This window comes from Hyella patelloides LEGE 07179, from assembly GCF_900659865.1.
Classification (GTDB): Bacteria; Cyanobacteriota; Cyanobacteriia; order Cyanobacteriales; family Xenococcaceae; genus Hyella; species Hyella patelloides.
Map to the genome: position 1 here is coordinate 1 of NZ_LR213951.1, position 14012 is coordinate 14012.

Consider the following 14012-nt stretch of genomic DNA (forward strand, 5'->3'; position numbering starts at 1 on the left):
TCCTTGTAACCTTTATTTGCTCAAGGTTGTCAAGTTATTCAGCAAACCCTATTTAATGCTTCCTTCCAAACTTGAATCGATTGACTGCACTAGCGAAGTAGAGATGAAAGTTTTCGGTGCCAAACTTTTACAACACGCTACTTTATCGAAAGGGATTGAGCTACTTCATTATCATCATTTACCAGCCGAATTACCGAAGAGTGCTTCTCAGCAGCATTTGATTTTGATCAATACTAATGTTTCTTCAAATACTTATGTGGAACAGGTAACGGAAGGACATATACAGAAAGCAGAAATGAAACTAGAGGATGTAATTATTGTTCCTGCTCAATTGGAATCAAGCGCGCGTTGGAATCAAGCACATTCTTACCTAGCGTTGTGTCTAAATCCGATCGCTTTAGAACAAAAAGTAAGTGACATGATTAGAGGATATTCTGTGAAATTGCTACCACAGTTCGCCTTGTCCGATTCACTTATACGTAGTGTTGCTCTAGCTTTACAACAAGAGTTATTCACCCCTGGTTTTGGCGGACAGTTATATCTGGATTCATTGTTAACAACCCTCTGCGCTCACCTGTTACGACATTACTGTACACAAAAACCCCTTAAAATTTTACCTAGTAGCTAGTTGTAGGAGGTCATACCCCAGGATTTACACTGTATTTCTTTGAAGATGTTTTGTTCATCAGCGATTACGTCAATCTAGTGGAGAACAAGCTGATTTGGAATAGTTACGGTAATCGGCTTAAAACTCCACGGGTAGGCAAACAGATTCATCAACTACTCAACCAACGCTCAACCTTGGTCAAAACAGTGTGCGGTGTTGATTATATCTGTGATTATGATTGCTGGAAAGCAATGCTCGACCGCTTAGTTTTGCAATCTTAACTTCTCATAATTTACTATGGCATTCAAATCTGAACTATGTTTATCTGCTTTCAAAGTAAATTCGTAGGGAAAAAGATTAATTATTGTGCGATCGCTTACTGGCAACAATAAGAAAGGAACACCACAAGAAACTGCTGCTGGACTCCATGCTCCCAGAAGTAAATTCTCTCCTTAGAAGAAGAGGATTTGAGCAATAATTGCTGCTTCTGGAGGATTAGCGATAAATTCAGGTAACTGTGCCGTTGTTAAATAAGCAGAAACAGACTTACTTTGTTGAGCATTAATCCAAAATTCCACCGTAAGAGAGGGTTTTAAATTGTCCAGTCAGGAAAACTAAGACAATTATCGTTTGGAGCGCACCTATAGCAATAGAAACCGCAGGTGAAATTTCAGCAGCATAAAAGGTGGCAAAAACTTTTTGTGTCAATTCTGGAACCATCATCTTTCCTACAGACCAAATAAGGAAAAATAAAACCAAGCTAAGGCGCATAATTGCCAAAGATATCCACACTCTTTATGTGATTATTTTGGGTCTTATTTTATGGAGACGTTGGCGATGTAATGGTTGGCAAAGAAGCTAAAAATCAGAGGTTTTGGTCGCACCTTGGCAGAGTAAACCAAAAAGCCGAACCAACTCCAACTTCACTGCTAACACCAATTTGCCCACCATGAGCAGTAATAATTTGTTGACATAAATAGAGTGGGCGGTAAGCCTGCCACTTCGAGATCGCGCTCCGCCATGTCTTACCTACTGCTCTCATGGCATTCTTAAGCAAAGTAGACTTAGTATTCTCTCAGTTGTATAGCAGTACAAGTAAAAATTAGTATCTTACATTAAACATTAAACATTAAAAGCAGGGGCTAATAGCCATTCGCCCTTACAGGGTTTTTTGTCCTGACCCTCTGACGTATTGCTATAACAGCTAAGGATAACACTAAGCCTACTTATCTGAAATCACCCAGTCGGGTTAATAAATTAACCAAATTTTAAGTAATGAATTACAAAACAATACTACTCGTAGCTATTAGCTTTTGAGTAATTTTTGTTCATCAATAACAAAACATAATATCAGTCGATAGTTACTTATTCATCAACGTCCCTTTTTCTGAGTAATCCGCCAATCATTACTGCGATGAAAGTTCCTAAAGCAGTTGTTGGTTCGGGTACAGAAGTAGAAGTATTGGAATCATTGAGAGTACTTAAGAGGGTATCAAAAACCTGTGTATAATTCTGAGTGCGCTCTTCGATTAGCCCAGGAAAAACCTCATTAATAAAGGTAAGGTTATCTGTTGCGGGATCGTGCCAAGTTGCTCCACCTGGTACATTAGGATTACTTGTTTGAGTATAACCATCCTTTTCTCCAATTTCCCAATTAGTTGCTTCTGCTGCAAGCACGGGTACTAGACCATCAAAAGATTCAAGATCGCTACAGCAGCCCGTACCTTCAGGATAGTTGGGATTTAAACCAGGATTGGTTTCAGCATCAATACCTAAGTCTGCTGCTATATCCAAGGCAAGATCTCTGTAGACTCCCAATTCTGGAGCTGTTGCTGCTGATGCGCCAGCATTAAAATACATTTTATCTCCGATAATCAAACTATCAAGATTAACCATCACGAGAGTGTTATCAATTTCTGTTTGACTCATGTTGTTGGCGTAGTATTCAGAGCCAACTAATCCAATCTCTTCAGCACCAAATAGCACAAATTTAACGGTATTTTCTGGGTTTGCTTCAAGACGCTGCGCCAATTCGAGTAATACAGCAACACCAGAAGAATTGTCATTGACACCTTGCAAGTTAGAGCGATCTAAAGTAGAACTACTAGGTGCATTATCGTAATGTGCGCCCACAATAATTTGTTTATCTGAAGTTCCCTCTCTTGTGGCAATAATATTTGGTGATTCGAGGGTTTGTCCAGAAAATTCATAGGTAAAATCTTGCAAATTTGGTTCGTAACCAAAGTCTTCTAAGCGTTGAGTTAGATAATCTATACTTTCTTGTTCCTTTTGAGTGCCAACACTACGACCAGCCAGATTAGTTGCCAAATATTCAACTTCTTTAAATGCTGTCTCTCCATAGGCGAGGTTGGCTGCAATAGCAGAACCTCCTGGAATGAAAACTGAGGTGGTAATTGCAATCGATATTGCTCTAATTTTTTTTGCTGATGAATTCATCTCGATACTCCTCTTTGCAATCTTTATTCAATTTGCTGCGGTAATTATTACACGATCGCAATACTCTATTTTGTGACCAAATAAACCGTATTAATGTTGACGGGAGGAAATGCTCTCGGCGTGATGAGCATTCTTGCGACAGTTCTCTGGGTCGGGAAACCCTTCTGCAAGACTGTCGCGCCCCGTCCGAGAGCGAGTGTTGACAGGTATTTAATTTTCTTATGGCAATCGGGTCTAGCGATGTAACTTCAAAGAGTGCTTTACTCTAATAGGAAACGCGCACTACTGACTGACGAAGGCGAAGTACCTTCGACCACCATAACTAAGAACTAACAATCAAAATGAAAGATTTCTGGAAGCAAGTTTTAAATTTTTGCCAACAAACAACTCAAGAAGTAAGCGATCGCTTGATGACGGATTTTGGTAAAATACAGGCAGAACAGAAAGAAGATGGTAGCCTAGTCACCAAAGCAGACAAATGGGCAGATCGAACCATAAGAGAAGCAATTCAAGCGACATTTCCTAGCCACGGAGTACTTACAGAAGAAACAACCCATGTCTTTCCCGATACTGATTGGTGTTGGATTGTCGATCCGATTGATGGTACAACTAACTTTACCCGTGGTGTACCTGTTTGGGGTATTTCTTTAGGTTTACTCTACAAAGGTACTCCTGTGTTTGGTTTTGTCTATATTCCTTGTTTGAAACAGGCTTTTCATGGCTTTTGGTATGGTGATTCTGGATTAACAGGAGATACAGGAGCATACTTAAACAATCAGCCTATTTTTACCAGTAAAGACGATCCCAGTCCCAGTCATCTCTTTAACCTCTGCGCCCGCAGTTTGGCTATTTTACAAAAACCTTTCCCTTGCAAAATCAGAATGATTGGGGTTGCCAGTTATAACATACTGCTAGTAGCTGCTGGTGCTGCTATTGGTGGAGTAGAAGCCACTCCTAAAATTTGGGATATTGCAGCCGTGTGGGTGATTGTGCAAGCAGCAGGAGGCTCTTTTGTTAATTTGGATGGCGCAGAAATTTTCCCTTTAAAAATAGGAAAAAACTATGGTAATTCTTCTTTTCCTTCTTTAGTAGTTTCTCGTCAAGAATTAATCTCAACTTTTAAACCTTTAGCTTCAGTAATCACCCAATCACCTTATCATTGAACATTTATCATCAAGTAGCAACCGATCGCGACGAGCAAGTAGCAACTAGCAACTAATCACAACAAGCCACCAACCACTAACCACTAACAAAATCAAGAAAACATCAACTTTCTCAGACAAAATGCGATCGCTACTGTTCCGCAAATAACTGCCAACTGTCCAGAGAAAGGAGCAAGAGAATAGAGATAAATTCCTTGAGATATGGAACCAATTTTTGCTGGTAAACCATGAACAAAAGACAAAGTAACCAAATAAACAATACCCACTAGATGAATTGACAAAAAACCTGTAATACAACTCAACATTAAACCATTGATGCTGGCTGACTTTTGAAAAGCCAAATTACCACAAATCCAAGCACCCACAACAAAGCCTAATAAATAGCCGAAATGAGGCTCTAGAATATATTGCCAACCTCCACCGCGATTAAAGATCGGTAAACCTAACAAACCCAGACTAAGATAAGCAAGTTGCGCTAATAAAGCAGCATTTTTTCCTCCCAAACAGCCAGTTAATAAAACTGCTCCAATTTGAAAACTTACTCCTAAACTTTGGGTTGTAATTCCTTCACTGTTCCATAACCAAGGAGCAGAAATTGTCGAAGCTGTAACAAAAGTACCACCAATAGTCAGAATTAAACCCACCATAGCCCACAGTAAAATTTCTGGTACTAAAGGAAGCACAACCTGAGAAGATTTTTCGAGCTGTAAATTTAGTTGTTCTCGCAACCACTGGTTTTCTGCTTGCAAATTGCTTAACTTGTGTTCTCTTTGTTGCAGTACTTGTTGTAGATGCTCAATGAGTATTTTGACGCTTAAGGGAGTAATATTCCATTCATAATTAGAAATATTTTCATTAGGTTTAGAGGGTTCTTGGACTTTAGGCATAGTATGGTAACAGCAAGACTAATGGAGTTGCAAAAATTAATATGGTTGGTAAAGAGAACAAGTGTCGAAATAGCTGGGATTTTTGGAATTTCGACCGCATCAATATTTACTCAGTATGGTTTCTAGTAAGATTACTAAAGTAGTTGACTAAATATATAGTTTTTTCTTTGGTGACTATTTTTTTTTAACATCTCTATGTCAAGAATTCCCAGGATTTTTTTAACAAATATTAAAAAAGTGTTAAGCAACATTTAGTAATTTGAAAGAATTTTAAACATTTGAGAAACATTCTGTTCCGCTATTTAGTCTAGTTAATCACAGATTTTTTCAAGGAGTCTGTGTGTTTGACTCAAATAAAAAAAATACTAGAATAAATCAGAAAACATCTACTCTTAGGGAAGCTATCTATAATTTTGTTTGTTGTCGAGTAATTTACGATTAGATCAGCACAATAGGAAATATAGTATTCAAAAATATCACGAGGAAAAATAATTATAATGATAAAGTCTTTAATACGTCGCAGTACTGTTTTGGGTATGATAGGTACTGCTATTGTAGGTTCTGGTCTAATTCACCTTAAAGCATTGGCTTTACCAGCAGAACAAATATTACAAAAGCTTAATCCCGTACCAGTATTTACCATTGCTGATGAACAGGGTGCGCCTTTAGTCGCCTCTGGAGAGGATGAAGCCAAGGTAGCAGGGGTATTTATCAGTCAACAAGATGCGAATAACTTTGTAAATCGTTTACAAACTCAAAATCCTGAATTGGCTAGTAAAGTAAAAGTAGTTCCTGTATCTTTGGGAGAAGTCTATAAATTAGCGCAAGATAACCCTGAGAATAATGGTCTTAACTTTGCTTATGTTCCTAACGAAGAAGCCGTTAATGACGCTAAAAGTATTTCTGGTACACAATACGAAGGAGGAGTTCCTTTGTTTGTAGCTAAGGGAGGGGAGGATAATGGCTATCTAACCATTGAAAGAGATTCACAGCAAGTAATTCCCTTTTTCTTTGAAAAGCAACAGCTAGAAAACATGGTGGAGAAATTCAAAACTCAAAAACCCGATCTTGCTACTTCGGTGAACATTGAAGTTGTTCCTTTAGAGGGTGTGATTCAGACTCTACAAACCAATGACGATCCGATGCTAAGTAAGATAGTTTTAGTTCCTTCTACCGAATCATTGCAGTTTTTACAGCAAAACTCAACTACTCCACAACCAGGAACAGCACCAGACACAGCACCAGAACTACAACCAGAGACAGCACCAGAACCAGAACAGTAAACTTATCTATTCAATCTCAAGGCTTTGATTACAGTATCGGGTAAAGAACTATGTTTGTGGCGCAGAGAAGCTATAGCTAAGGCGATCGCAGCTAAGGTTTCAGCTAAGGAAGTAGATTGGCTATTGCAAGAGGTGACAACTCTTGATTCTCTGACTTTACGTTTGGAATCTTTTGAAAATTACCCGACTATTGCTTTAACTTATCCTCTTCCTGAACTGACCCAACTGTGGCAACAACGCCTGACAAACTATCTCCCCGTACAATATCTTGTAGGTAAAACAACTTGGCGTAATTGGCAATTTCACGTCTCTCCTGCGGTTTTGATTCCTCGTCCCGAAACAGAATTAGTTATTGAAATTGTTCGGCAACTCAACCTTCCTCAACAATCTGTAAATCATTGGGTGGATTTAGGTACGGGAAGCGGAGCGATCGCTATAGCTTTAGCAGCGAGCTTTCCCCAAGCAATAATTCACGCAGTAGATATCAGTGATGATGCGCTCAAGATTGCACGCAAAAATGCCAAAATAGCTGATAACGAACAACAAATTAATTTTTATCAAGGTAGTTGGTGGAATCCCTTGCAGCATCTTCAAGGTAAGGTAACAGGGATGATCTCTAATCCTCCTTATATTCCCAGCGCAGAATTACCCCGACTACAGCCAGAAGTATTTCACCACGAACCTCACATAGCTTTAGATGGTGGTGTAGATGGTTTAGATGCAATTCGTCACTTAGCAACCGTTTCCCCTCAATATCTTCATTCTGGAGGGGTTTGGTTAATTGAAATGATGGCAGGACAAGCTAAAGAAGTAGTCACTATGCTATCTAATCAAGGGGATTATTATAACATTAAAGCGATCGCGGATTTATCTGGTATTGACCGTTTTGTTTTGGCTTATCGAAAATAATGTTATTGAATTCAGAAGACGAATGGAAGTTTTTTGGTGTGTATTTCTAGATGTGCCTTCTTATGTTCTAAAATCTGCCTCAATAAGCATTAAACTTAAGCCCTATAAGCATGAAGCGATTTAAAACTATCTGTAATAGCTGGTTTCATTAGTTTCATTAACGTTTCTCGTAGTTTGACTGTAATTGGATGCGCTAACTGTCCCATTTGTCCTGAAAGTAAAGACTGTTCGACAATTGACTTCGTGCGTGAAAATCTCTGAGATTCATACTGTTGAAAAGCTACTGTTGGTTCTGGGTATTCCAGTAAACACTTAGTTACAATCAGAGCATCTTCTAATGCCATACAAGCTCCCTGTCCCAAAGTTGGTAGGGTAGGATGTGCAGCATCACCCAGTAAAGTTATATTTTGCTTGCTCCAAGGTAAAGCTGGTACTCGGTCATAGAGATCGGTCTTGATAATATCAGTTTCGTCTGTGGCAGCGATTAATTCAGGAATTGAGTAAAACCAATCTTGAAACACATTTTCCAATTCTTTTTTTCTGACCATTGGTGCATCTGGTTGGTTTTCTGGAGCTTTAGCTGCTGCATACCAATACATACGACCTAGCTCTAGCATCATAAAGCCAAATTCTTTTCCTCTTCCTAAAAATTCTCTGATATAACCAGGACGATATGTATCAGGAACATGAGAAGTTAAACCCCGCCAAGTTGTAAAATTACGGTAAATTGGTGGTTTAAAGCCAAATAGTTCGGTTCTTACTTTTGACCTGAGACCATCAGCACCAATCAAAGCATCACCTTCAGCCGTTAAACTTGAGGTAAAATGAGCGCGAACTTTATTTTTATCTTGCGAGAATCGTTCAAAAGTCTCTCCTAAAACAAATTGCTTCTGAGGTAGTTTACGCCATAACAATTCATGTAAGTCAGCCCGATGAATACCTATCACTGGAAGCTCAAAACCATCTACAGGAACATTAACTAACTCTTTACCTTTTTGAGAATTGAACTGATAGTTTGTGGTGAGAACCCCCATTTCTTTAGCTTCTTCTAACAAGCCTAAATTTTTTAATACATGAGTAGCGTTTGCCCACAGTGCAATTCCAGCACCTACTTCTTTTAGCTCTTGAACACGCTCATAAACAACAGGGTAAAAGCCATTACGGTGAAGGGCTAATGCTGTTGCTGCGCCACCAATTCCACCACCAATTAAAATGATTTTTTTACTTATTGAGTGCATTTGTTCTTTAATTAAAACTAAATTTCACTAATTAACTAACTTACGCGATGTTTAGTTAACTGTCAATTAAAGATAAATCAAAAAATTCAAGAATGTTACGATTTAGAAGCCATATATTGAGAAAGTCTCTGTCTAAGAATTATAGTTAGGCGACCCCACAAACATAGAGGTAATTTAATGGCAAACTATGTATATATAGCAACAAGCTTAGATGGATTTATTGCGACAAGCGATGGGGGATTAGATTGGCTATACGAGTTACCCAATCCTGAACAGAGCGATTATGGTTATGCTGAGTTTATGAGTTGCATAGATGCCATAGTTATGGGAAGAAACACCTTTGAGAAAGTTTTAACTTTTGATGAATGGCCCTATGACAAACCTGTTTTTATATTGAGCAATAGTCTGGCAAAACTTCCAGAACATATCCTTGATAAAGCTGAAATTGTCAGTGGTGACATAAAGAGGCTAATTAATCAATTAAATCAACGAGGATATAAAAATTTATACGTTGATGGTGGTGGTGTAATACAAAGTTTCCTTCAAGAAGATCTAATTGATGAAATAATTATCACTCTTATTCCCATTCTTCTCGGAAATGGATTTTCTCTATTTGGCAAACTTGACCGACAGCTTAAGTTTAGGCATAAGAAAACAGAGATTTATAATAAGACTCTGGTCAAAAACTACTATACACGGGATAGATAGAAGGAATCGCCAAGCTTTCTGAATTAAGTATGTACGTTGACACAACAAGAAACTTATCTCTATGCTGATTAACGCGAAGGTAAGTTAAAAGTTATTGTATTTATGGCTGACTCTGATAAAAATAATTCCTCGTCAAAAAAAACAGTTCGTAGTCGTGACAGCGAAGCTACTCAAGTAGAGATTTTGGATGCAGCAGTAGAAGAATTTGCTCTACATGGTCTTGCTAATGCTCGTATTGAAACCATCGCAGCCAATACTGGTGTCACTAAAGCCATGATTTATTACTATTTCAAGAGCAAGAAAGGTTTGTATATAGCAGTGCTAGAACGAGGATTTAATACCTATATGCGACCGCTTCAAGAACTTTCCTTAGATAGCCTAACTCCTGAAAATGCTCTAGAGCAATATGTACGCTGTCTTCTGGCAAATTTAGTCAAAAATCCCAACTGGCCAATGATTATGTGTTACGAAGCACTGCAAAATCAGGGAAAGTATTACGAGCAAATAAATATTCACAGTATCGATGAAATATTAATTGCTATCTTAGAGCGAGGTGTTGCGGATAATAGCTTTCGTTCTCTCGAACCTAAAATGACTGCAAACGATATTATTGGCATTTGTGTATTCTATTTCTTAAGTCGAGAGGGTCTTAAACATCTTTTCCCTGGTAAACGAATGTTGGGAAAGCAAATGTTGGAATTACATACTCAACAATCAATTGAATTAATCATGGCAGGAGTCCTAAAAGATACCGCTTCGCATATGCGACATAATTAGAATTTCTCTAAAAGCGAGAAAATACGAGAGTATAAACGAAGTAAGAAGAGGAGCATCAAACAAGCTTTATACAAGAATTTTACAATGTAGTATAATATACTATTTGTAGGCTATAATGTTTTTTCAATACAGTCAACACTCGCGCGTCATTTCTCATAAAAATTCAGAGAGGTTAGAGAAAAACTTTCTTTTGCCTTTTGCTCTATTTAACATCATGAGGAAATTAAGGAGAATCGCTTTAGGTTTAGCAATTTACACAAATTAAAAATAATGGAGTTACAAAATTACCTAAAAACAAAAGGATTAGACAGCTTACAATCAGAATTTAAAATTAAGATTAATCGTCATCAAGAATTTACCAATCTCGTTTGTTTAAAATATTCTCAGCTTGAGTCTCCCTTAGAAAATTTAATTGTGCAGCAATGTCGCGGAATTATTTTAGATGAAGCAAACAATTGGTCAGTGGTTTCTTATCCCTATGACAAATTTTTTAACTATGGAGAGCAGAGCGCAGCTAAGATTAATTGGGATAATGCAGTAGTCTATGAAAAACTAGATGGTAGCTTAATGACTCTTTTTTTCTATCAGGGAGAATGGAGAGTACAATCTAGTGGAACTGCTGATGGTAGCGGTCAGGTTAACACCTCAAAATACAGTTTTAAAAAGCTTTTCTGGAAAGTTTGGCAACAATTAGGTTATGATTTTCCCCAAGAAATAGAATACTGTTTTATGTTTGAATTGATGACTCCATATAACAGAATTGTGGTACGTCAACTAGAGAACCAATTAACACTTCATGGGGTACGAAATGTCAACACATTAAAAGAAGAAAATCCACTTATTTGGAGCAATAAGTATAGTTGGCAAATCGCCAAAACTTATCCTTTTAACGATCTATCTGCCATTATAAAAGCAACAGCAACCTTAGATCCTTTAGAAGGAGAAGGCTATATTGTTTGTGATACTAATTTTAATCGTATTAAAATTAAATCTGCTGAGTACGTACAGCTTTCTCATATTAGATCGTCAATTACTACTCGCAAAATCCTAGAAATTGTCATCACTAATGAAGGAGAAGAGTTTTTAACCTACTTTCCTGAATACGTTAAATTACATCAGCAAATCACTGAAAGATATGAAAAATTAGTAGCAGATATTGAAACTACCTATCAAGATCATCAAAATCTCCCAGAACAAAAAGACTTTGCATTAGCTATTAAACACTTACCTTATGCTGGTACTTTATTTGCTTTGCGTGCAGGAAAAGTAAGTAGTGTTAAAGAGTCTTTAAAAAATACTTCTATACCTAAGTTAGAGTCTTTACTAAATTTAGATGAACTTGATTTTGATTTTATTATTCAAGAGTTAAGGTGAACGTTTCCAACTTTACTAGTATGACTACTAAACTTCAATAATCTTGATTTTGAAATTTGTATTTTTAAATAAACGTATTTTATTGAACGATCTAAAAAATATTAATTATCTATTATTTCATGAAAAAAGTAATTATTTTACAAGGATTACCTGCATCTGGAAAATCTTCTTTCGCCAAAAAACTATTATTAAAAGAACCAGGGAAATGGATCAGAACTAATAAAGATTTACTCAGAGAAATGTGTCATGCTTCTTATTGGACAAAAAACAATGAAAAATTTATTGTGCAACTGCGAGATGAAATCATTTTAAAAGCTTTAGAAGCTGGTAAACACGTTATTATTGATGATACTAACTTTGGGAAAAATATCGAACATATTAAAAACTTAGTTAAAGGCAAAGCTCAAGTAGAAGTAAATCAAACTTTCTTGCAAGTTTCCGTAGAAGAATGCATTAAACGAGATTTACAAAGACCTAACTCTGTGGGACAAGATGTCATTATGAAAATGTATAAACAACATCTTAAACAGACTAATAATGCAGTTGAATACAACCCAGAATTACCTGATGCCATTATTGCTGATATGGATGGTACTTTAGCCATTATGAACAATAGAAGTCCTTACGATGTCGATCACTGTGATTTGGATTTACCTAATGAACCAGTGCTAAAAACAGTTTTAAAATGGCAATCTAGCACGACTATTATTATTGTTTCAGGTCGTACAGATGATGGACAAGAAAAAACAGAAAATTGGCTTAAAAAATATGGAGTTAACTATCAGCATATCTATATGAGAAAAACAGGAGATATGCGAAAAGATTCCATCGTTAAACAAGAAATTTACGATCGCTTTATCCGCAATCAATACAACATCTCTTTTATCTTAGACGATCGCCAACAAGTAGTAGATATGTGGCGCAGTTTGGGCTTAACAGTGTTTCAAGTTGCGGAAGGAGACTTTTAATTTATGATATTGCTGATTATGAAATGCTATTGAGATTTTAATGTAGGGGTTTGACATTACCAGACCCCTACTAATTTGTTGTGTGTGATTCATAACGAAATTAAAATCACGACGCACTTACCAACGCCAAATTTACTAATGTGAATATGACAATCTAATTTTGCATTTTTATGTAAAGGTAGCTTGACAATAAGTAAATTAAACTTTACTTTAAAATAAAGGCTAAAGAACAGTTATTTTTATAGATATAAGTCTATAGATATAAGTCTGTTCGTCTGCAATGAAAAATCGACTACGTATTCTCAGAGTTGAGCGCAATTGGTCACAAGCAGAGTTAGCAAAGCGTTTGGGTGTAAGTCGTCAAACTATTAATGCTCTGGAAGTAGGGAAGTACGATCCGAGTCTGCCCTTGGCTTTCAAAATTGCTCGACTATTTAACACTTCGATTGAAACCATCTTCTTTACGGAGGAAAAAAGTATGTTTGCCCAGTCACCATTTCCATCATTTAAGCGTCCTATTGCCAGATCCAAATTTTCCAAATTTACTCGCAGTGCTATTAAAGCCCTGGAGCTTGCTGAAGATGAATCCCGTCGCGTAGGTTCTAACGGTGCGGGTACAGCACAAATTCTGATTGGATTAATCGCTGAAGATAAGGGAATTGCTGCTCAAACTCTCAAATCTTTCGGGATTTCAAAAGAAGTTGTTCAAACAGAAGTAGAAAGAATGTTCGATCGTGAGGCAAGACATACTTCTCAAGAAAGTCGTTATACTCCGAGAGCAATTCGAGCACTTTATAATTCAGTAGAAGAGTCTTTCGCCCTCGATCGTTATGTAGCCCTTGGTCATTTGAGTCATTATGAGATTGATACGGAAGATTTGTTGCTCGGCTTACTAAGAGTAACAGATTGCGTTGCGGTCAAAGTCTTAGAAAATTTGAAGGTAAATATAGATGAGTTAAGGACTCAATTACTAAAAGTTACTCCACGAGGTTCGGCAGCGATGTTTGCTATGGCAACTCAGGAGAAGATAAACAAGTCAAATCAAGCTGCTATAACTAGCGAGTATCTAGAAGAATCAACTCCTGATTTTATTACTAGCCAAGTAAGTACTCGCTTTAGCGTTAGGTTATTTACCTGGGTTGAAACTCGCAAGTTAGGGTACGTAATTGGTTCTACCACAGGATACCAACTTGCCGATGGAGAAATACTTACCCCGCAAATTTCTTTTATCCTGCAAGAAAGACTCAAACGTATTCCCCGCACCTACCCCGAAGTTTTACCCGATCTGGTTGTGGAAGTTAAATCTGCTATGAGCAGGCGATCGCTTTTAGAGTCGAAAATCAAGTTGTTTTTACAAGAGGGAACTAGAGTAGGATTATTAATCGATCCTGACCAGCAAAGCGTAACTATCTATCGCCCTGGTATTGAAGCAGAAGTTATAGAAAACGGAGAAATTATCACTTTTCCAGAATTGCTTCTGGGTTGGGAACTTCCTGTATCAGACTTGTGGTTGCCTCTGTTTGAATAGGGTGATCTTCTTGCCTTTAAAGTACATCATTCCCCAGTATCTATTACCTGTCCTCACTGTATAATTTATTCTGCACAGCTACTTAGGGTTTGCTGAAAAAGTAAGCGAAAAAA

15 protein-coding genes and 1 pseudogene are annotated in these 14012 nt (G+C 37.3%); 10 read left to right on the forward strand and 6 right to left on the reverse strand.

Annotation, left to right across the window (positions count from 1 at the left end; translation table 11 throughout):
- Positions 1 to 628, forward strand: a pseudogene (locus H1P_RS22915) (hypothetical protein); the annotation flags it as partial.
- A gap of 77 nt (positions 629 to 705) precedes the next feature.
- On the forward strand, positions 706 to 888 hold the full coding sequence (locus H1P_RS22920; RefSeq protein ID WP_144871712.1) for a hypothetical protein: 183 nt from the start codon (positions 706 to 708) through the stop codon (positions 886 to 888).
- A 171-nt stretch (positions 889 to 1059) separates the two neighbouring features.
- Here the strand turns inward: H1P_RS22920 and H1P_RS38995 are convergent, their stop codons facing one another.
- The 4 genes from H1P_RS38995 to H1P_RS22930 form a co-directional block, all read right to left on the reverse strand.
- The gene (locus H1P_RS38995; protein ID WP_281291218.1) at positions 1060 to 1185 is read right to left on the reverse strand and encodes a hypothetical protein; all 126 of its coding nucleotides are present in this window, start codon (positions 1183 to 1185) and stop codon (positions 1060 to 1062) included.
- Entirely contained in the window at positions 1169 to 1330 is a 162-nt protein-coding gene (locus H1P_RS22925; RefSeq protein ID WP_222427185.1) for a hypothetical protein, read from the reverse strand. The genes H1P_RS38995 and H1P_RS22925 overlap by 17 nt, the downstream gene beginning before the upstream one ends.
- 142 nt (positions 1331 to 1472) lie before the next feature.
- Entirely contained in the window at positions 1473 to 1649 is a 177-nt protein-coding gene (locus H1P_RS36400) for a hypothetical protein (RefSeq protein ID WP_186376097.1), read from the reverse strand.
- 323 nt (positions 1650 to 1972) lie between these two features.
- Positions 1973 to 3064, reverse strand: a complete 1092-nt coding sequence (locus tag H1P_RS22930; RefSeq protein WP_144871734.1) for a M28 family peptidase — start codon at positions 3062 to 3064, stop codon at positions 1973 to 1975.
- Between the two features lie 341 nt (positions 3065 to 3405).
- Between H1P_RS22930 and H1P_RS22935 the strand changes: the two genes are divergently transcribed.
- Positions 3406 to 4227: an inositol monophosphatase family protein gene (locus H1P_RS22935; protein ID WP_144871716.1), complete on the forward strand. Its 822-nt coding sequence runs from the start codon at positions 3406 to 3408 to the stop codon at positions 4225 to 4227.
- 92 nt (positions 4228 to 4319) lie between these two features.
- Here H1P_RS22935 and H1P_RS22940 read toward each other — a convergent pair whose 3' ends face one another.
- The gene (locus H1P_RS22940; RefSeq protein ID WP_144871718.1) at positions 4320 to 5114 is read right to left on the reverse strand and encodes a biotin transporter BioY; all 795 of its coding nucleotides are present in this window, start codon (positions 5112 to 5114) and stop codon (positions 4320 to 4322) included.
- A 497-nt stretch (positions 5115 to 5611) separates the two neighbouring features.
- Here H1P_RS22940 and H1P_RS22945 point away from each other — a divergent pair, with 497 nt between their 5' ends.
- Positions 5612 to 6397 carry a Tic22 family protein gene (locus H1P_RS22945; protein ID WP_144871720.1) on the forward strand — a complete coding sequence of 262 codons (786 nt, stop codon included), beginning with the start codon at positions 5612 to 5614 and terminating at the stop codon, positions 6395 to 6397.
- Positions 6398 to 6421: 24 nt separating this feature from the next.
- Positions 6422 to 7306, forward strand: a complete 885-nt coding sequence (gene prmC, locus H1P_RS22950) for a peptide chain release factor N(5)-glutamine methyltransferase (RefSeq protein WP_222427186.1) — start codon at positions 6422 to 6424, stop codon at positions 7304 to 7306.
- Between the two features lie 95 nt (positions 7307 to 7401).
- On the opposite strand, the gene H1P_RS22955 is transcribed toward prmC, so the two are convergent.
- Complete coding sequence (locus H1P_RS22955) at positions 7402 to 8544, reverse strand: FAD-dependent monooxygenase (protein WP_144871722.1); 1143 nt, start codon at positions 8542 to 8544, stop codon at positions 7402 to 7404.
- Between the two features lie 177 nt (positions 8545 to 8721).
- Between H1P_RS22955 and H1P_RS22960 the strand changes: the two genes are divergently transcribed.
- The 5 genes from H1P_RS22960 to H1P_RS22980 all read left to right on the forward strand — a co-directional run bounded on the left by H1P_RS22960 (position 8722) and on the right by H1P_RS22980 (position 13899).
- Complete coding sequence (locus H1P_RS22960) at positions 8722 to 9252, forward strand: dihydrofolate reductase family protein (protein WP_144871724.1); 531 nt, start codon at positions 8722 to 8724, stop codon at positions 9250 to 9252.
- Positions 9253 to 9354: 102 nt separating this feature from the next.
- Positions 9355 to 10029, forward strand: a complete 675-nt coding sequence (locus tag H1P_RS22965; protein WP_144871726.1) for a TetR/AcrR family transcriptional regulator — start codon at positions 9355 to 9357, stop codon at positions 10027 to 10029.
- 270 nt (positions 10030 to 10299) lie between these two features.
- Positions 10300 to 11403, forward strand: coding sequence for an RNA ligase (locus tag H1P_RS22970; RefSeq protein ID WP_144871728.1), 1104 nt, complete (start codon positions 10300 to 10302; stop codon positions 11401 to 11403).
- 119 nt (positions 11404 to 11522) lie between these two features.
- On the forward strand, positions 11523 to 12371 hold the full coding sequence (locus tag H1P_RS22975) for a phosphatase domain-containing protein (protein WP_144871730.1): 849 nt from the start codon (positions 11523 to 11525) through the stop codon (positions 12369 to 12371).
- A gap of 280 nt (positions 12372 to 12651) precedes the next feature.
- Positions 12652 to 13899: a Uma2 family endonuclease gene (locus H1P_RS22980; protein ID WP_144871732.1), complete on the forward strand. Its 1248-nt coding sequence runs from the start codon at positions 12652 to 12654 to the stop codon at positions 13897 to 13899.
- Positions 13900 to 14012 lie beyond the last annotated feature (113 nt).

What these genes read in the sequence shown, in the direction of transcription:
- H1P_RS22925 (WP_222427185.1), bottom strand. Translation starts at nt 1,330, where the DNA reads ATGATGGTTCCAGAATTGACACAAAAAGTTTTTGCCACCTTTTATGCT.
- H1P_RS36400 (WP_186376097.1), bottom strand. Translation starts at nt 1,649, where the DNA reads ATGAGAGCAGTAGGTAAGACATGGCGGAGCGCGATCTCGAAGTGGCAG.
- H1P_RS22930 (WP_144871734.1), bottom strand. Translation starts at nt 3,064, where the DNA reads ATGAATTCATCAGCAAAAAAAATTAGAGCAATATCGATTGCAATTACC.
- H1P_RS22935 (WP_144871716.1), top strand. Translation starts at nt 3,406, where the DNA reads ATGAAAGATTTCTGGAAGCAAGTTTTAAATTTTTGCCAACAAACAACT.
- H1P_RS22940 (WP_144871718.1), bottom strand. Translation starts at nt 5,114, where the DNA reads ATGCCTAAAGTCCAAGAACCCTCTAAACCTAATGAAAATATTTCTAAT.
- H1P_RS22945 (WP_144871720.1), top strand. Translation starts at nt 5,612, where the DNA reads ATGATAAAGTCTTTAATACGTCGCAGTACTGTTTTGGGTATGATAGGT.
- H1P_RS22955 (WP_144871722.1), bottom strand. Translation starts at nt 8,544, where the DNA reads ATGCACTCAATAAGTAAAAAAATCATTTTAATTGGTGGTGGAATTGGT.
- H1P_RS22960 (WP_144871724.1), top strand. Translation starts at nt 8,722, where the DNA reads ATGGCAAACTATGTATATATAGCAACAAGCTTAGATGGATTTATTGCG.
- H1P_RS22965 (WP_144871726.1), top strand. Translation starts at nt 9,355, where the DNA reads ATGGCTGACTCTGATAAAAATAATTCCTCGTCAAAAAAAACAGTTCGT.
- H1P_RS22970 (WP_144871728.1), top strand. Translation starts at nt 10,300, where the DNA reads ATGGAGTTACAAAATTACCTAAAAACAAAAGGATTAGACAGCTTACAA.
- H1P_RS22975 (WP_144871730.1), top strand. Translation starts at nt 11,523, where the DNA reads ATGAAAAAAGTAATTATTTTACAAGGATTACCTGCATCTGGAAAATCT.
- H1P_RS22980 (WP_144871732.1), top strand. Translation starts at nt 12,652, where the DNA reads ATGAAAAATCGACTACGTATTCTCAGAGTTGAGCGCAATTGGTCACAA.